This is a genomic window from Streptomyces ficellus (assembly GCF_030406405.1).
Classification (GTDB): Bacteria; Actinomycetota; Actinomycetes; order Streptomycetales; family Streptomycetaceae; genus Streptomyces; species Streptomyces ficellus_B.
Genome location: NZ_JAUEPL010000052.1, coordinates 16191 through 32498 on the forward strand (window position 1 = coordinate 16191; position 16308 = coordinate 32498).

Here is a 16308-nt window from a genome sequence, read left to right on the forward strand (position 1 = left end):
CCACGGCTAGGAGGCGGTGGGCGACGGCGGAGTGTTCGGGGGTACGGGGGCTCCCTCCGTACCGGCACGTTCCGCCCCTTCCCCCCGTTCCGCCCTTTCCGCCCGTGCCTGTTCCGCGCGCTCGACCTGTTCCGCCCGTGCCTGTTCCGCGCGTTCGGCCTGTTCCGTCTGTTCAGGTTCCTGCGCCCGCTCCGCCTGCTCCGTCGCGAGCCGGGCCACCACGCCGTCCGCCAGCGCCTCGGCCTCCCGGCGGCTCATGCCCCGCTCCACCGCGCGCTCCAGGACGCGCTCCCGTACGCGGGCCAACTGGGCGCTGTCCAGCTCCACCAGCTCCACCGGGGATGCGCCCGCCCCGCGACGCAGGACCCCGCGCAACCGTCCGCGCAACCGCTCCATCACGCTGTCGGTGACGACCTCGACCCCGTGCCGGGCGACCTGGTCGAGCACCAGCCAGACGACGGGCGTGACCAGCGCGGCCGCCTCCGCGAACCCGAACCCGAGCGGCTCCTTGCGCCGCCCCTGTCCGCTGAGGATCCGCACCGCGCGCGCGTCGTCGAAGTGCAGCAGTCCTTCGACGAGGGGCAGCTCGTGCGCCGCCTGCTCGGCCACCACCGCATGGACCACGTCCCGTACTCTGGCCACCGCGAACTCCCCTCCCTCGCAAGGCCATTGATCCTCGTCGGCACGCAGGACGAAAGCAAGTGCGTAGCCGGCGGCAGGGTCGCTGATCGGCCGTCGGCCGACCGACGAGCAAGGGCCCGGCCCCGGTCGGTGACCTGGGAGCCGGGCCCGTACGCAGGTACGTAGGTGCGTACGTAGGTACGTACGTATCTACGTTTCGCGTCAGATGTCGGCGCCTGCCTTACGGCGGCGTACGGCGAACATCGCGCCGGCGCCGAGCGCCACCGCCGCGCCGCCCGCGAGCGCGACCTTCGGCATGGCGGAGGACGAACCCGTGTCGGCCAGGCTGCCGGACGTCGTGGTGACCGGCTGGTTGGACGTCGCGCCCTGCGCCTGCGTGCCGGACGTGCTCGGCGGCGTGGTCTTACCCGGCTTGACGGCCGCGGCGACGACGTCGAAGTCGTACTCCTCGTACTCCGGCATCCCCCCGCACGTACCGTCTTCGTTGACGTAGTCGGCGGCGACCGCGGCCTCCCCGTCGCCGGCCACCGCCGAGGCGTCGACCTTCAGGCGCAGCTTGACGTCGGCGTGGGCGCCGGCCTTCAGCTTCTCGATGGCGCCCGCGAACTCGTCGGCGTCCAGGTCCTGCCACGTCGGGGACGCGGTCGTGGACCACTGGACGTCCAGCAGGTCGTCCAGGCTCTTCTCACCGCTCTTGTCGGTGGCGTGGATGCTGACCTCCGGCCAGACCTCGTCCAGGGTCCGGCCGGTGCCGTTGGTGACGCGGAGCGTGAAGTCGACGGTCGTTCCGGCGGTGACCTTGGCGGGCAGGCCGGTGACGTCGACGGTGAGCCGGTCCTCCGGGACGCAGGAGCCCTCCTCGGCCTCCTTCTTCGCGTCGGCGAGCGCCTTGTCGGCGGCGTCCTTCGCGGCGAGGGCCGCGGCCGTCGCCTTCCGGGCCGCGTCCAGCCGCTGGTCGGCGGCGTCCCGCGCGGCGTCCCGCGCCTGGTCGGCCTCCTTCGCCTTGGCGTCGGCGGCGTCCTTGGCGGTGGCGGCGGCCTCGGCGACCTTCGCGGCGTCGGCGACCTTCTTCTCGGCGTCCGCCTTCTCCTGGTCCGTGGCGGTGCCCGAGTCCTCGAGCTTCTTCAGCTCGGCCTCGGCGTCGGCCAGCTTCTGGTCGGCGTCGTCCTTGGCGGTGGCGGCGGCCTCGGCGGCCTTCTTCGCGGTGGCGGCCGCCACGGCGAGCGGATGGGCGTCGGAGTAGACGTCCTTCTGTGCCTGGAGCGCGAGGGCCTCGGCGGCGACGGCGACGTCGTACGCCTTCTTCGCCTCAAGGGCCGCCCTCTCGAGTTCCGCGATGGACGGCTGGGAGCGCGGGGCGGGCGCGTCCGGGGCGGGCGCGTCCGAGGGGGGCGCGTCCGAGGGGGGCGCGTCGGCGAGCGCCCGGCCCACGGGCCTGTCCTGACCCTGCGGCACGGCCGGCTCGGTGTCGGCGAACGCGGGTGTGACGGTGAGCAGTACAGCTGGCGTGGTCACAGCGGCGACGACAGCCGTCGCGAGCATACGGCGGATCTTCACAGGAGCCCTTTGGTCGGAAAGGTCTGAAAAGGCGAGGGGCCGCTGTGGAGCGACGATCTCGCACACCGCGACCGGCGTTGATCGTATGACCGGTTTCACGGGCGGAGAAGGGGAATTTCCCTCAATTGGGTGCGCCCCACTTTCCCGGCGAGGGACAAAAACGGCCAACAGGCGCAGTTGCTCATCACCCCTGCGGCGATTCTGTGAGCCTTGTCATGAGAGGAGCGACCTCATGAAGTTCTTGGTGATGGTGCAGGGTTCGCAGGCCGACTACGAGGCGATGAAGGGCAAGGGCTCCGCGCACAGCCCCGTCTGGAGCGAGGAGGACATCCAGGCGATGTTCGCCTTCATGCAGCGGATCAACGACGACCTCGCCGAGTCCGGTGAGCTCATCGACGCCCAGGGACTGGCCGAGCCCCGCCGGACCCGCCTCGTCAGCGCCGACGAGAACGGCCGTCCGGTCGTCACCGACGATCCGTACGACCGGACGCGCGAGGTGATCGCCGGGTACTGGGTGCTCGACTGCGACAGCCTCGACCGGGTCACCGAGATCGCCGCGCGCGTCGCCCGTTGCCCGGTCCCCGAAGGGTCGACCGACTACCCGGTCGTCATCCGGCCCATCATGGAGGACGCCGAGGACATGTGACTCGGCGAGGCGTGCAGGCAGGCGTGCAGGCCGGCAGGTGTACGGGCAGGCGGGTGTACGGGCAGGTGCTGGGCGGAACGTTCTGACCCGCGCCACCGGCGCGACGTGTATCCATGGGTCCCATGTATCCCGAGACGGAGCCGCACGACCACGGCATGCTCGACGTCGGTGATGGCAACCTCATCCACTGGGAGGTCCACGGCAACCCGGCCGGCAAGCCCGCGCTCGTCGTGCACGGCGGTCCCGGCTCCGGCTGCCGCCCCGGCGCCGCCCGTGTCTTCGACCCCACCCGGTACCGGATCGTGCTCTTCGACCAGCGCGGCTGCGGGCGCAGCACCCCGCACGCGAGCGACCCGGCCGCCGACCTCAGCGTCAACACCACCGGTCACCTGATCGCCGACATGGAACGGCTGCGCGAGCACCTGGGCATCGATCGGTGGCTGCTGTACGGGGGGTCCTGGGGCTCGACGCTGATCCTGGCGTACGCCGAGCGGCACCCCGGGCGCGTCTCGCAGATCGTCATCAGCGCGGTCACCACGACCCGTCGCTCCGAGATCGCCCGGCTGTACGAGGGGGTGGGCCGGTTCTTCCCGGAGGCCTGGGAGCGGTTCCGGGCCGGTGCCGGCGGGGCGGACGACCTCGTCGGGGCGTACGCCCGGTTGACCGGCCATCCCGACCCGGCCGTGCGGGAGCGGGCGACGAACGACTGGTGCGCCTGGGAGGACGCGGTGGTGTCCCTGGAGGGCGGCGGGGCGCCGTACGGCGGCCGCCCGGACGCCGCCCGCCTCGCCTTCGTACGCATCTGCGCGCACTACTTCGCACACGGCGCCTGGCTGGACGAGGGCGCCCTGCTGCGCGACGCCCATCGGCTGGCGGGCATTCCGGGCGTGCTGATCCACGGGCGGCTCGACCTGGGCAGTCCGCTGAGGACCGCGTGGGAGCTGAGCCGCGCCTGGCCGGACGCGGAGCTGATGGTGGTCGACGAGGCGGGCCACCTGGGCACGGAGGTGACCCGCGCGCGGGTGATGGCCGCGCTGGACCGGTTCGCCGGGCCGGAGCCGGGGGCATCGCACGGACCGCCCAGCTCCGCCGTGCGGCCTGCCGGTCACGGCGCGATCATCGGACCATGACCACCACGATCCATCTCGCCCAGCAGCCCGAGGCCGACGAGTTGCTGAGCCGCAGTCCGCTCGCCGCGCTCGTCGGAATGCTGCTCGACCAGCAGGTCCCCATGGAGTGGGCCTTCTCGGGTCCGTACACCATCGCGCGGCGCATGGGCGCCGACGACCTGGACGCGCACGAGATCGCCGCGTACGACCCGGAGGCCTTCGCCGACCTCCTGTCCGCCAAGCCGGCCGTGCACCGCTACCCCGGCTCGATGGCCAAGCGCATCCAGCAGCTGTGCCAGTACCTGGTGGACGAGTACGGCGGCGAGGCGAGCGCCGTCTGGTCGGACGCCGCCACCGGCGAGGAGCTGCTCGACCGGCTTCTCGCGCTGCCCGGGTTCGGCAAGCAGAAGGCGCAGATCTTCCTGGCGCTGCTGGGCAAGCAGTACGGCGTACGGCCCAAGGGCTGGCGGGAGGCGGCGGGCGCGTACGGCGAGGAGGGGTCGTTCCGTTCGGCGGCCGACATCACCGGGCCCGAGTCACTGGCCAAGGTCCGCGCGTACAAACAGGAGGCCAAGCGCGCGGCCAAGTCCGCCAAGACGGCCGCCTCAGCCGGCACCGCCAGGACCGCCGGCACCGCCAGGACCGCGAAGACCACCAAGACCACGAAGACCGTCAAGACCGTCAAGGCCGCCAAGGCCGCCGAGTCCGCCAAATCGCCCAAGGGCTCTGGACCTTCTGCGGCGGAGTGACACCTTCCGCTGCCAAACGTACGGGATACGCCGTGAGTTGTGGCACATCTGTTCACAGGAGCGTGGGAGATCGCTAGCTTCCCTTCATCCCCGTTCGCACCGGAAGGACCTCTGTGAACGCATCCCATCGCAGAGCCGTGGCCACCCTGGCCGCAGCCGCACTCGCGACCCCTCTCATGCTGGCATCCGCGTCCCCCGCCTCCGCCGACCGGAACGACCCCGGCAAGGAGGCGGCGAAGGACGCCGCGAAACTCTCCAAGAAGCTGGTCCGGGAGGCGTCCGCCGACGACGCCTACAAGCACCTGGAGAAATTCCAGCAGATAGCCGACTCGGCCGGCGGCCACCGGGCCGCGGGCTCGCTCGGCCACGACGCCTCCGCCGCGTACGTGTACCAGCAGCTCAAGAAGGCCGGTTACCAGGTCTCGTACCAGAAGTTCGAGTTCCTCTACACCCAGACCCAGGCGGAGAAGCTCTCGGTCGTCTCGCCCGCGCCGCGCGACATCACCATCGCGGCGATGACGTACACCAAGTCGACGCCCGTGGGCGGCATCAAGGCCGCCCTCGCCGCCGTCCCGGCGCCCGCCTCGGACACCACGCCCGGCTGCGAGGCGGCCGACTACGCGAGCGGCACCTTCACCGGCAAGATCGCCCTGATCAAGCGCGGCGGCTGCACCTTCGCCGACAAGCAGGCCCAGGCCGCCGCCGCGGGCGCGTCCGGCGCGATCATCTACAACAACACGACGGGCGCGCTCTCCGGCACCCTCGGCGACCCGGCGGCCGGCAAGATACCGACCGGCGGCATATCCCTCGCCGACGGCGAGAAGCTCGTCGCCGACCTGGCCAAGGGACCGGTGGAGGTCTCCTTCGAGATCCGCCAGCTCCAGGAGAAGCGTTCGACCAACAACGTCATCGCGGAGACCGAGCGCGGCAACGCCGCCAACACCGTGATGCTCGGCTCCCACCTCGACTCGGTGGTGGCCGGCCCCGGCATCAACGACAACGGCTCCGGCTCGGCCGGCCTGCTGGAAGTCGCCCTGGACCTCGCCAAGTCCAAGCAGAAGCCCGCCAACAAGGTGCGTTTCGCCTGGTGGTCGGCGGAGGAGAACGGCCTGCTCGGCTCCGAGCACTATGTCGACAACCTCAGCGAGCTCGATCGCAAGGAGATCAAGCTCTACCTGAACTTCGACATGATCGCCTCCCCCAACTACGGCCTGTTCGTGTACGACGGTGACAACTCCGACGGTGTCGGCGCACCGGCCGGCCCGGCCGGCTCCGCCCAGATCGAGCGCGACATCAACGAGTTCATGGACAAGCAGGGCCGGCCGCACGAGGGCACGGACTTCACCGGCCGCTCCGACTACGGCCCGTTCATCGCGGTCGGCATCCCCTCCGGCGGTACGTTCACGGGCGCCGAGGGCATCAAGACGGCCAAGCAGGTGGAGAAGTTCGGCGGCACGGCGGGTGTCGCGTACGACGCGTGCTACCACGCCAAGTGCGACGACATCAAGAACATCGACATGACGGCGTTCGACGTCAACATCGACGTCATCGCCAACGCGGTGGGCGTCTACGCCCACGACCTGAGCTCGCTGCGCAAGCCGGTCGTCACCGTCCCCACGGACGGCGACGCGGGCAGCGGCGGCGGCCTGCACGACGGTCACGACCACGAGGTCACCGAGTAGCACCCCCGGCGGCGTGCCCCTGGGGCGACCCCCGGGGCACGCCGCCACACCCGGCGCCCGACGTGCCCGACGCGCTCGGGCGGGCGGGTACGGGGACGCTCGATGTCACCGATCCCTGGCATATGCCCCGCTTTGCCACCCCTTGGCCCACCTGGGTCACCATCACGCGGGTGTCGCGTGGCTGCGCCGGGACCCCCTTGCCCGGTAGGCTTTCCGTGTGATCTTCAAGCGCATCGGTAACGGGCGGCCGTATCCCGACCACGGCCGGGAAAGCACCCGGCAGTGGGCGGATGTCGCGCCGCGCCCGGTCCGCCTCGATCAGCTCGTGACCACCAAGGGCCAGCTGGACCTGGAGACCCTCCTCGCCGAGGACTCGACGTTCTACGGCGACCTCTTCGCGCACGTCGTGAAGTGGCAGGGCGACCTCTACCTGGAGGACGGGCTGCACCGCGCCGTGCGCGCTGCCCTCCAGCAGCGCCAGGTGCTGCACGCCCGGGTGCTCGAACTCGACTGATGACACGCGTACCCATGTCACCCGTACCGACGTCACCCATAGCGCTGTCAGCGGTACCGACGTCACCCGTACTCACGTCAGCCTTTCGGGCCCTTTCCCACTCGTCCGGCCTCATCCGCTGATCGTTTAGTAGGCATAGCCACCGGGCCGCACTACGCTGCGCTCATGAGCATGCTCACTCCCCCTGGTATGGGCGGAAAGTACCGCATCACGGGTGACGCGTACCCGCGCATGCGCCGCCCACGACGCCGCCGCCGAATCGTGCTCGCGGCACTCGCCGCAGCGGTCGCCCTCGGCCTGGCCGGCTGGGGGACCCTGCAGCTCATCACCGTCTTCGGCGGTGGCGGCCACGGTGCCGGCGCGGGCCGCGCGCAGACCGCCGCCGACCCCGGCTGCAAGCCCCGCAAGGTCCCCGTCACCCCGGTCCACGTCCCCTTGAAGCCCGGCCAGATCACGGTGAACGTCTACAACGCGACCCCCCGCGCGGGCCTCGCCAAGTCGACCGCCGACGAGCTCAAGAAGCGCGGCTTCGCCATCGGCAAGGTGGGCAACGCCCCCGCCGCCTACGACAAGAAGGTCCCCGGCCCCGGCCTGCTCCTCGGCGGCACCGGTTCCGCCAAGGGCGCCTTCCCGGTCCTCGGTACGCAGCTGAAGGGCGCGACGCTCAAGACGGACGCCCGGGCGACGGCGGACGTGGACCTGATCATCGGCGCCGCGTTCAAGGCCCTGGCACCGCAGAAGGACGCGAGTGTGGCCCTGGCCGCCCTGGCCAAGCCCACCCCCGCGCCCTCCGAGAAGTGCTGAACCGGAACGTCTAGTCGGCCGTCCCGTACATGCGGTCACCCGCGTCGCCCAGGCCGGGGACGATGTAGCCGTGCTCGTTGAGGCGCTCGTCGACCGAGGCCGTGACGACCGTGACCGGCGTGCCCGCCAGCTCGCGTTCCATCACCTCGACGCCCTCGGGCGCCGCCAGCAGCACGACGGCGGTCACATCGTCCGCGCCGCGCTTGATCAGCTCCTGGATCGCGGCGACCAGCGTGCCGCCCGTGGCCAGCATCGGGTCCAGGACGTAGACCTGGCGCCCGGAGAGGTCCTCGGGCATCCGGGTCGCGTACGTGGACGCCTCCAGCGTCTCCTCGTTGCGGATCATGCCGAGGAAACCCACCTCGGCGGTCGGCAGCAGCCGCACCATGCCGTCGAGCATGCCGAGACCGGCCCGCAGGATCGGCACCACCAGCGGCTTCGGGCTCGACAGCTTCACACCGGTCGTCCGGGTCACGGGGGTCTCGATGTCGACCTGCTCGGTGCGCACGTCCCGGGTGGCCTCGTACGCGAGCAGGGTGACCAGCTCGTCGGCGAGCCGCCGGAAGGTCGGGGAGTCGGTGCGCTTGTCGCGCAGCGTGGTGAGTTTGTGCGCCACCAGCGGGTGGTCGACGACGTGGATCCGCATGTCCTCAACAGTAGCCGCACTGGCATCAACCCCCGCCCTGGAGGGAAGGTGGGGTGGACGGACCCAGCCTGGGGGTGGTCGCCATGCCGGACGAGCAAGAGCCGCAGCGGGTACAGGAGTGCCAGGACAACGACGCCGAGCGCAGGCGGCGCCGCGCCCAGTTCCTCCGGGAGCTGAACGAGGCGAAAGCGCTGCGTGACCGGGTCCAGCCGCGCCGGGCGAGGGCGGCCCGGATGCGTCAGGCGATGCGGATGCGTACGTTCCGCTGGTGACACGGACCGGGCATCGGACTCAGACTGGTGCACGACGCAAGAGCGGAACACCTCTCCTGAGGGCCTTGCATCTGCCACGATGCCGAGTGGGCGGGGCATTCAGGAGCGTGCCGCCCGATCGTCACACCTCTGATCAGTGGGAGAGTCACGGTGTACTTCGCCGCACTGCTCGCGCGCACCGAAGACGGGTGGGAAGCGAGCGACACAGAGCTCGACGATGTGGAGACCTTGTCGGATCTGACCGAGCTGGCCCGTGATGCCTCGGTGGACGACGACACAGTGATCGTCTTCATCGAGCAGGAGGACGCATGGTTCGGCATCGTCCGGGTGGAGGGTGAGGACGACCCTCGTATCTATGTCTCCGACGGAGCGGCCGCCGCCCGCTCCTCGTACGGGGAGATCCTCACCAAGGAACTGCTGGGCGACGACCAGGACGACGACGGCCCGGACCTGGACGCGCTGGACCTCGACGGCACCGAGGAAGGAGAGCCGCTCGAGGAAGAGGAAGAAGAGGAGCCGGAGGTGGCGGCCGGGACCGTGCCAGCGGCGCCCGTCGGCGACCGGCTGATCCTTGACGACCTCGGCCTGTCCGAGAAGGAGCTGCTGGCGCTCGACACCGACGCGCTCACCGAGATCGCGGACGCGCTGGGCGCCGCGGAGGTGCTGGAGACCGTCCGCTAGTGCAAGAACCTGTTCCTGCCCCTACCCCTGCCCCTCACCCTGCCCCTTCCGCCGACCCCGTACGGGACCCCGGGCCCGTCCCCGCACCCGATCCCGTACGGGAGCCATGGCGGGCGCCGATGCGCCTCGCGATGGAGGAGGCCGAGCGAGCTGCGCGGGCCGGCGACGTGCCGGTCGGCGCGGTCGTGCTGTCCGCGGACGGCACGGTGCTCGCCACCGGTCACAACGAGCGGGAGGCGACGGGCGATCCGACGGCGCACGCCGAGGTGCTGGCGCTGCGCCGGGCTGCCGCCGCGCTCGGCGAGTGGCGGCTGACCGGCTGCACGCTGATCGTCACGCTGGAGCCGTGCGTCATGTGCGCGGGCGCGCTCGTGCAGTCCCGGGTGGACCGGGTGGTGTTCGGAGCGCTGGACGAGAAGGCGGGCGCGGTGGGCTCGCTGTGGGATCTCGTACGGGACAGACGGCTCAACCATCGGCCGGAGGTGGTCCATGGAGTGCTGGCCGAGGAGTGCGCGGCGCTGCTCACCCGCTTCTTCCGCGACCGCTGAGACACCCCTGCCGGCGCCGCTGACAATGGATTTCTTCGAAGCGGCTCCTTTGGGCTAAGCTCTCTCTCGGTAGCGTGTCCGAGCGGCCGAAGGAGCTCGCCTCGAAAGCGAGTGTGGCGCAAGTCACCGAGGGTTCAAATCCCTCCGCTACCGCTCTTGTGAAAGGGCCCCGGCGCCAATGGCGTCGGGGCCCTTTTCTTGTGCGGGGGGCACGGTCTTGGCCTTTGAGGGCTCGGTTACACTCACCCGACCGCCCAGGGGATCGCAGGCAGAGACGGGGAGACACGGCCGATGGTGCAGGCGAAGAAGCTCACGCTCTATGTCGTCATCGTCTTCGTGTTCTACACGATCATCACCTCCCCCGAGCGTGCCGCCGACCTCGTCCAGGTAGGGTTCGAAGGCATTTCGAGCGCCGCGCAGGGCGTCGGCGACTTCATGACCGAGCTCGTCAACTAGGAGTCCCCGTGATCCGCCACCTGGTCCTGTTCAAGCTCAACGACGGGGTGCGGCGCGACGAGCAGCGCGTCGTCGAGGCCGTGAAGGCGTTCGAGGAGCTGGGCGGGCTCATCCCGGAGCTGAAGTTCTGGGAGTGCGCCTGGAACATCACCGACCGGCCCATCGCGTACGACTACGCCATCAACTCGGCGGTCGAGGACACGGACGCGCTGAAGCGTTACATCGAGCACCCCGCCCACCAGGCCGCCGCCGGCCAGTGGCGTGAGTTCGCCACCTGGGTGATCGCCGACTACGAGTTCTGAGCACCCGCGCTCGCCCCGGATCCGCCGGAAGCCCCGCACTGACGTGTGCGGGGCTTTTCGTTTTGTCTACAACACGGGGTTATCAGGTGCTTGCACACAGTGGACATGTCTTGTGATGCTATGACCGCTTTTGACGGATGAGTTGACCGAAATTGACCGCGAAGGGGTGGCGTGAACGTGCCGGCCAGTACGACGCCTCAACAGGTGCCACCCCAGAACGAGTCGGAGGCCCGCACCAAGCCGCAGGGGCGGGCCGCCGACACCCGAGCGCTCACACAGGTGCTGTTCGGCCAGCTCAAGACGCTGGAGCCGGGCACACCCGAGCACACCCGGGTGCGCGGTGCCCTCATCGAGGCGAACCTGCCGCTCGTGCGGTACGCCGCGGCCCGCTTCCGGTCCCGCAACGAGCCGATGGAGGACGTCGTCCAGGTCGGCACGATCGGTCTGATCAACGCGATCGACCGGTTCGACCCGGACCGCGGCGTGCAGTTCCCGACGTTCGCCATGCCGACCGTCGTCGGCGAGATCAAGCGGTACTTCCGGGACAACGTGCGGACCGTCCACGTACCGCGCCGGCTGCACGAACTGTGGGTGCAGGTCAACGGCGCGACGGAGGATCTGACGACGGCTCATGGGCGCTCCCCCACGACCGCCGAGATCGCCGAGCGGCTGAAGATCTCCGAGGAGGAGGTCCTGTCCTGCATCGAGGCGGGCCGCTCCTACCACGCCACGTCGCTGGAGGCCGCCCAGGAGGGCGACGGGCTGCCCGGACTGCTCGACCGGCTCGGCTACGAGGACCCGGCGCTGGCCGGGGTCGAGCACCGGGATCTCGTACGGCATCTGCTCGTTCAGCTGCCCGAGCGGGAGCAGCGGATCTTGATGCTCCGGTACTACAGCAATCTGACCCAGTCCCAGATCAGCCAGGAACTGGGCGTCTCACAGATGCACGTGTCAAGGCTCCTCGCGCGCAGCTTCGCCCGCTTGAGGTCCGCAAATCGAATCGATGCGTAACCTGATCGGGTAGACCCGTTCAGCCCCGGATCAGGCGGCTCAAAAGCCCCGGACCCCCTGTTTCCAGCGCATTTTTGCGGCATTCTTGTCGACAAGTCACTACAGCGTGTTGCCGACATGTGACATTCTGCTGGAACCGCGTTTGCCGCAGTCTCGGCTCCGGTATTCAGGTGGAGGCTGCGTTCCTCCGATGGTCGCGGCCCACGCGACCGTCCGCGACCTCAAAGGGGGTGGCATGTCCGCAGAACAGGGCAGCTCGAAGGTGCTCACGCTCACGCCCGTGCCGGATTCCGTGCCCGAGCCCATGACGGCGCCCGGGCCCGCACCCGTGCCCGCGCAGAGCGGACCCGCCGTGCTCACCGACCCGTCGGAAGCCATCGACACCCGCACGCTCTCCCGCTCCCTGTTCCTGCGGCTCGCCGCCCTGGACGCCGAAGGCACGGACGGCCCGGAGCGCACGTACGTACGTGACACGCTCATCGAGCTGAACCTGCCGCTCGTGCGGTACGCCGCCGCCCGCTTCCGCTCGCGCAACGAGCCGATGGAGGACATCGTCCAGGTCGGGACGATCGGCCTGATCAAGGCGATCGACCGGTTCGACTGCGAACGGGGCGTGGAGTTCCCGACGTTCGCGATGCCGACCGTCGTCGGTGAGATCAAGCGCTTCTTCCGCGACACCTCGTGGTCCGTGCGCGTGCCGCGCCGGCTCCAGGAGCTGCGCCTGGCCCTGACCAAGGCGAGCGACGAGCTGGCGCAGAAGCTCGACCGCTCGCCGACCGTCCCCGAACTCGCCGCCGTTCTGGGCGTTTCGGAGGAGGACGTGGTGGACGGCCTCGCCGTCGGCAACGCGTACACCGCCTCGTCGCTCGACTCGCCCTCCCCCGAGGACGACGGCGGCGAGGGGTCGCTGGCGGACAGACTCGGTTACGAGGACTCGGCGCTGGAGGGCGTCGAGTACCGCGAGTCGCTCAAGCCGCTGCTGGCCAAACTGCCGCCCCGTGAGCGGCAGATCATCATGCTGCGGTTCTTCGCCAACATGACGCAGTCGCAGATCGGCGAGGAGGTCGGCATCTCGCAGATGCATGTCTCGCGGCTGCTGACGCGGACGCTGGCGCAGCTGCGGGACGGGCTCATTTCCGACTGACCGGCCAGGGCTGGCCACCCGCCGGCCGTCAGCCGCACTGGCGCGGCCGGCGCGGTGGATCGCGCTGCGCTCGGCCCCGGTTCAAGGCGGTGGCGCTCCGCATGGGCGGAGCGCTGACCGCGTGCGGTGGTAGTGGCGGGGGCGGCGCCCCGCATGGGCGGGGCGCGCTGACCGCGTCGGCGGCAGCCGCGCGGGGGCGGCGGTAGTGGTGGCAGGGGGCGGGACCGGGGACCGGCGCCCTCCAGTCCCCCGCCCCCACCCGCCCACCGGGTAAGACGCGTCAGCCGAGGGCGAGCCAGGCGACCGCGGCGACGATCACGACCGCCGCGATGACGCCGGCGATCAGGCTGACCCGGGGGCCCGACTGGGGCGCCGCCTGCGGCCGGCGCTGCGGCGCGCCCTCGTCGACGAAGGCGCGGAACATCTGGGTGCTGCCCGACGGGTCGTAGTTGCCCTCGGGGCCCTGGGGGTTGTGTGCCATGGGGAAGGACCCTAGCGAACCTGGTTCCCCGGCCCAACCCACACCTTCTTTTGCCAGGACTTTAGCCGCGTTCGCCCCCTTTTCGTTTGCCTGTAGCAACCAACCGCTTCTATGGTTGCCCTAAGCAACAAGATGCGTGGGGGTGCGTGCCGATGGCCGAGCGGAGTCAGTACGAAGAACTGGCCCGGCAGCTGAGCGCCATCGGCGCCGTCAAGCGCGGACTCTCCCGGGCCCTGCCGTCCGAGTGCCCGGGCGGATCGGCGGCCGTGCTCTCGCTCCTCGCCCACCACGGGGACATGCGGATGAGCCGGCTCGCCGAGCTGCTCGCCGTCGACATGTCGGTCACCAGCCGCCATGTCGCGCACGTCGCGGAGCGCGGCTGGATCGAGCGGCTGCCCGACCCGGACGACCGGCGCTCCCGCATCCTGCGGCTGACCCCGGCGGGTCAGGACATGCTCGACGACCTCGGCCGCCGGACCGCGGACATGTTCGCCCGCACCCTCAAGGACTGGTCCGACGACGACGTCGGACGGCTGACCGCGCTGCTGGCCCGCCTCCGGGACTCCTTCGGAGACTGCCGGGCCCACGCCACCCGTACACCCGCATCAACCACGTAACGACGTAAAGGAAGTTCATGGCTACGACCACACCGGCCGGTGTGCGGGGCGGCCACGCCAAGACCCGTGACGACGGCGCGCCGATGACGCACCGACAGATCATGGAGGCGCTCTCCGGGCTGCTGCTCGGGATGTTCGTCGCCATCCTGTCCTCGACGATCGTCTCCAACGCGCTGCCCGAGATCATCTCCGACCTCGGCGGCGGCCAGAGCGCCTACACCTGGGTCGTGACCGCCTCTCTGCTGTCGATGACCGCGACCACCCCGCTGTGGGGCAAGCTCTCGGACCTGTTCTCCAAGAAGCTGCTGGTACAGATCTCCCTGATCATCTACGTGCTGGGCTCGGTCGTCGCCGGCCTCTCCCAGAACGCCGGCATGCTCATCGCCTGCCGTGTCGTCCAGGGCATCGGCGTCGGCGGTCTGTCCGCCCTCGCGCAGATCGTGATGGCCGCGATGATCTCCCCGCGCGAACGCGGCCGCTACAGCGGCTACCTGGGCGCCACCTTCGCCGTCGCCACCGTCGGCGGTCCCCTGCTCGGCGGTGTCATCACCGACACCGACTGGCTCGGCTGGCGCTGGTGCTTCTACGTCGGCGTGCCCTTCGCGGTCATCGCGCTGATCGTGCTCCAGAAGACCCTGAAGCTGCCGGTCGTCAAGCGCCAGGTCAAGGTCGACTGGTCGGGCGCGTTCTTCATCAGCGCGGCGGTCTCGCTGCTGCTGGTGTGGGTGACCTTCGCCGGGGACAAGTACGACTGGGCGTCGTGGCAGACGTACACCATGGTCGGCGGCTCGGTCGTGCTCGGCGCGCTGTTCCTGCTGGTCGAGAGCCGGGCGAGCGAGCCCATCATCCCGCTGCGGCTGTTCCGCAACCGCACCATCGCGCTCGCCTCGCTGGCCTCGCTGTTCGTCGGCGTCGCGATGTTCGCGGGCACGGTGTTCTTCAGCCAGTACTTCCAGCTGGCGCGCGACAAGTCGCCCACGATGTCCGGGGTCATGACGATCCCGATGATCGGCGGGCTGTTCCTCTCCTCCACCGTCTCCGGCTGGGTCATCACCAAGACCGGCCGCTGGAAGGCGTGGCTGGTCGTCGGCGGTGTGCTGCTGACGGCGGGCCTCGGACTGCTGGGCACGATCCGGTACGACACCGAGTTCTGGCACATCGCCGTCTTCATGGCGGTCATGGGCCTCGGCCTGGGCATGATGATGCAGAACCTGGTGCTGTGCACACAGAACCAGGTCGACGCGGCCGACCTCGGGGCCGCCTCCTCCGTGGTCACCTTCTTCCGGTCCCTCGGCGGTGCCATCGGCGTCTCGGCGCTGGGCGCCGTCATGGCCAACCGGGTCACGCACTATGTGCAGGACGGGCTCGCCGACCTCGGCCCGCGGGGCGCGGCGCTGGGCCACGGCGGCACGGGCAACGGGGGCATCCCCGACCTGGACGCGCTGCCGGCTCCGTTCCGTACGGTGATGGAGACCGCGTACGGGCACGGTGTCGCCGACATCTTCCTGTACGCCGCTCCCTTCGCCCTGATCGCCTTCCTGGTGACCCTGTTCATCAAGGAGGTCACGCTGAAGAGCCACGCGAAGCCGGAGCCCACGCCGGAGCCCGGGCCGGAGCCCGACGTGACGCCGGATGCGTCGCCGGAGGCACCCGTCGTCGTGGCGACCGCGGGCGGCACCCCGGTGCACGGCACCGTCCGCACCGCGGAGGGCACCCCCGTCGCCCGGGCGGCGGTCACTCTGATCTCCCTCGCCGGACGGCAGCTGGGCCGCGCGGTGGCCCAGGCGGACGGTACGTACGCGCTGGACGCCCCGGGCACCGGCTCCTACGTCCTGATCGCCTCCGCCGACGGCTTCCAGCCGCAGGCCGCCACGGTCGTCGTGGGCGGCGAGGCGCTGGCGTACGACATCCTGCTCTCCGGTACGAGTGGCCTCGCCGTCGCCGTCAGGGCCGCCGAGGGCGGGGAGCCCATCGAGGGCGCGATGGTGATCGTCACGGATGTGCGCGGCGATGTGCTGGCCACCGGCACGTCCGCCGAGGACGGCGCCTTCACCTTCGGCGAGCTGGTGCCGGGCTCGGTGACCGTGGCCGTGAACGCCGCCGGCTACCGGCCGCTCGCCCTGCCGGTCGAGATCGGCGGCCAGGGCGTGACCCGTGTCGAGGCGGTGCTCCGCTCCGGGGCGCGGCTCCAGGGCACGGTACGGGCCGGGGCGGGCCGCCGCCCGCTGCCCGACGCGCGGGTGACGCTCGTCGACGCGGCCGGGAACGTGGTCGCGACGGCGACGACCGGCGAGGACGGCGCGTACGCGTTCGCCGACCTCGACGCGGGCGAGTACACCGTCATCGCGACCGGCTACCCGCCGGTGGCCGGGGCGCTCACCGTGGCGGGCCGCGGAGTCGACGGCCACGACATCGAACTCGCCCACCCCGGCGAGTGACCCACAGCT

The 16308-nt window shown here is 70.7% G+C and carries 19 protein-coding genes and 1 tRNA gene; 16 read left to right on the plus strand and 4 right to left on the minus strand.

The window, feature by feature from the left end; all coding sequences use genetic code 11:
* Positions 1-6: 6 nt before the first annotated feature.
* Positions 7-642, minus strand: a complete 636-nt coding sequence (locus QWM81_RS26175) for a hypothetical protein (protein WP_290114827.1) — start codon at positions 640-642, stop codon at positions 7-9.
* 201 nt (positions 643-843) lie between these two features.
* Positions 844-2184 carry an LPXTG cell wall anchor domain-containing protein gene (locus QWM81_RS26180; RefSeq protein WP_290114828.1) on the minus strand — a complete coding sequence of 447 codons (1341 nt, stop codon included), beginning with the start codon at positions 2182-2184 and terminating at the stop codon, positions 844-846.
* A gap of 247 nt (positions 2185-2431) precedes the next feature.
* On the opposite strand from QWM81_RS26180, the gene QWM81_RS26185 reads away from it, so the two are divergent.
* From QWM81_RS26185 to QWM81_RS26210, 6 genes are all read left to right on the plus strand, one after another.
* Positions 2432-2845: a YciI family protein gene (locus QWM81_RS26185; protein WP_290114829.1), complete on the plus strand. Its 414-nt coding sequence runs from the start codon at positions 2432-2434 to the stop codon at positions 2843-2845.
* A 113-nt stretch (positions 2846-2958) separates the two neighbouring features.
* Positions 2959-3975 carry a prolyl aminopeptidase gene (gene pip / locus QWM81_RS26190; RefSeq protein WP_290114830.1) on the plus strand — a complete coding sequence of 339 codons (1017 nt, stop codon included), beginning with the start codon at positions 2959-2961 and terminating at the stop codon, positions 3973-3975.
* Positions 3972-4703, plus strand: coding sequence for an HhH-GPD-type base excision DNA repair protein (locus tag QWM81_RS26195; protein ID WP_290114831.1), 732 nt, complete (start codon positions 3972-3974; stop codon positions 4701-4703). Before pip ends, QWM81_RS26195 begins: the two co-directional genes overlap by 4 nt.
* 137 nt (positions 4704-4840) lie before the next feature.
* Entirely contained in the window at positions 4841-6385 is a 1545-nt protein-coding gene (locus QWM81_RS26200; RefSeq protein WP_290114867.1) for a M28 family metallopeptidase, read from the plus strand.
* A 217-nt stretch (positions 6386-6602) separates the two neighbouring features.
* Positions 6603-6899: a type II toxin-antitoxin system VapB family antitoxin gene (locus QWM81_RS26205; protein ID WP_003999914.1), complete on the plus strand. Its 297-nt coding sequence runs from the start codon at positions 6603-6605 to the stop codon at positions 6897-6899.
* 165 nt (positions 6900-7064) lie between these two features.
* Positions 7065-7703: a LytR C-terminal domain-containing protein gene (locus QWM81_RS26210; protein ID WP_290114832.1), complete on the plus strand. Its 639-nt coding sequence runs from the start codon at positions 7065-7067 to the stop codon at positions 7701-7703.
* 10 nt (positions 7704-7713) lie between these two features.
* Here QWM81_RS26210 and upp read toward each other — a convergent pair whose 3' ends face one another.
* On the minus strand, positions 7714-8349 hold the full coding sequence (upp, locus tag QWM81_RS26215; RefSeq protein ID WP_290114833.1) for a uracil phosphoribosyltransferase: 636 nt from the start codon (positions 8347-8349) through the stop codon (positions 7714-7716).
* A gap of 83 nt (positions 8350-8432) precedes the next feature.
* Here upp and QWM81_RS26220 point away from each other — a divergent pair, with 83 nt between their 5' ends.
* From QWM81_RS26220 to QWM81_RS26255, 8 genes are all read left to right on the plus strand, one after another.
* A complete protein-coding gene (locus QWM81_RS26220; RefSeq protein ID WP_290114868.1) occupies positions 8433-8621 on the plus strand; it encodes a hypothetical protein in 189 nt (62 codons plus the stop codon).
* A gap of 150 nt (positions 8622-8771) precedes the next feature.
* Positions 8772-9302 carry a tRNA adenosine deaminase-associated protein gene (locus QWM81_RS26225; protein WP_290114834.1) on the plus strand — a complete coding sequence of 177 codons (531 nt, stop codon included), beginning with the start codon at positions 8772-8774 and terminating at the stop codon, positions 9300-9302.
* A gap of 119 nt (positions 9303-9421) precedes the next feature.
* Complete coding sequence (gene tadA / locus QWM81_RS26230; RefSeq protein ID WP_290114835.1) at positions 9422-9850, plus strand: tRNA adenosine(34) deaminase TadA; 429 nt, start codon at positions 9422-9424, stop codon at positions 9848-9850.
* Positions 9851-9918: 68 nt separating this feature from the next.
* A tRNA-Ser gene (locus tag QWM81_RS26235) sits at positions 9919-10003 on the plus strand.
* A 138-nt stretch (positions 10004-10141) separates the two neighbouring features.
* Positions 10142-10306: a hypothetical protein gene (locus QWM81_RS26240; protein ID WP_290114836.1), complete on the plus strand. Its 165-nt coding sequence runs from the start codon at positions 10142-10144 to the stop codon at positions 10304-10306.
* A gap of 8 nt (positions 10307-10314) precedes the next feature.
* The gene (locus QWM81_RS26245) at positions 10315-10608 is read left to right on the plus strand and encodes a Dabb family protein (RefSeq protein ID WP_290114837.1); all 294 of its coding nucleotides are present in this window, start codon (positions 10315-10317) and stop codon (positions 10606-10608) included.
* Between the two features lie 204 nt (positions 10609-10812).
* Complete coding sequence (locus QWM81_RS26250) at positions 10813-11619, plus strand: RNA polymerase sigma factor SigF (RefSeq protein ID WP_290114838.1); 807 nt, start codon at positions 10813-10815, stop codon at positions 11617-11619.
* Between the two features lie 235 nt (positions 11620-11854).
* A complete protein-coding gene (locus QWM81_RS26255) occupies positions 11855-12763 on the plus strand; it encodes a SigB/SigF/SigG family RNA polymerase sigma factor (protein ID WP_290114839.1) in 909 nt (302 codons plus the stop codon).
* 280 nt (positions 12764-13043) lie between these two features.
* Here the strand turns inward: QWM81_RS26255 and QWM81_RS26260 are convergent, their stop codons facing one another.
* The gene (locus tag QWM81_RS26260) at positions 13044-13244 is read right to left on the minus strand and encodes a hypothetical protein (protein WP_290114840.1); all 201 of its coding nucleotides are present in this window, start codon (positions 13242-13244) and stop codon (positions 13044-13046) included.
* A gap of 152 nt (positions 13245-13396) precedes the next feature.
* Here QWM81_RS26260 and QWM81_RS26265 point away from each other — a divergent pair, with 152 nt between their 5' ends.
* Together QWM81_RS26265 and QWM81_RS26270 are read left to right on the plus strand one after the other, a co-directional pair.
* Positions 13397-13861, plus strand: coding sequence for a MarR family winged helix-turn-helix transcriptional regulator (locus QWM81_RS26265; protein ID WP_290114841.1), 465 nt, complete (start codon positions 13397-13399; stop codon positions 13859-13861).
* A gap of 83 nt (positions 13862-13944) precedes the next feature.
* Complete coding sequence (locus QWM81_RS26270) at positions 13945-16299, plus strand: MFS transporter (RefSeq protein WP_493660874.1); 2355 nt, start codon at positions 13945-13947, stop codon at positions 16297-16299.
* Positions 16300-16308 lie beyond the last annotated feature (9 nt).

What these genes read in the sequence shown, in the direction of transcription:
- QWM81_RS26195 (WP_290114831.1), top strand. Translation starts at nt 3,972, where the DNA reads ATGACCACCACGATCCATCTCGCCCAGCAGCCCGAGGCCGACGAGTTG.
- upp (WP_290114833.1), bottom strand. Translation starts at nt 8,349, where the DNA reads ATGCGGATCCACGTCGTCGACCACCCGCTGGTGGCGCACAAACTCACC.
- tadA (WP_290114835.1), top strand. Translation starts at nt 9,422, where the DNA reads ATGCGCCTCGCGATGGAGGAGGCCGAGCGAGCTGCGCGGGCCGGCGAC.
- QWM81_RS26185 (WP_290114829.1), top strand. Translation starts at nt 2,432, where the DNA reads ATGAAGTTCTTGGTGATGGTGCAGGGTTCGCAGGCCGACTACGAGGCG.
- QWM81_RS26265 (WP_290114841.1), top strand. Translation starts at nt 13,397, where the DNA reads ATGGCCGAGCGGAGTCAGTACGAAGAACTGGCCCGGCAGCTGAGCGCC.
- QWM81_RS26180 (WP_290114828.1), bottom strand. Translation starts at nt 2,184, where the DNA reads ATGCTCGCGACGGCTGTCGTCGCCGCTGTGACCACGCCAGCTGTACTG.
- QWM81_RS26260 (WP_290114840.1), bottom strand. Translation starts at nt 13,244, where the DNA reads ATGGCACACAACCCCCAGGGCCCCGAGGGCAACTACGACCCGTCGGGC.
- QWM81_RS26270 (WP_493660874.1), top strand. Translation starts at nt 13,945, where the DNA reads ATGACGCACCGACAGATCATGGAGGCGCTCTCCGGGCTGCTGCTCGGG.
- QWM81_RS26240 (WP_290114836.1), top strand. Translation starts at nt 10,142, where the DNA reads ATGGTGCAGGCGAAGAAGCTCACGCTCTATGTCGTCATCGTCTTCGTG.
- QWM81_RS26255 (WP_290114839.1), top strand. Translation starts at nt 11,855, where the DNA reads ATGTCCGCAGAACAGGGCAGCTCGAAGGTGCTCACGCTCACGCCCGTG.
- pip (WP_290114830.1), top strand. Translation starts at nt 2,959, where the DNA reads ATGGGTCCCATGTATCCCGAGACGGAGCCGCACGACCACGGCATGCTC.
- QWM81_RS26220 (WP_290114868.1), top strand. Translation starts at nt 8,433, where the DNA reads ATGCCGGACGAGCAAGAGCCGCAGCGGGTACAGGAGTGCCAGGACAAC.
- QWM81_RS26210 (WP_290114832.1), top strand. Translation starts at nt 7,065, where the DNA reads ATGAGCATGCTCACTCCCCCTGGTATGGGCGGAAAGTACCGCATCACG.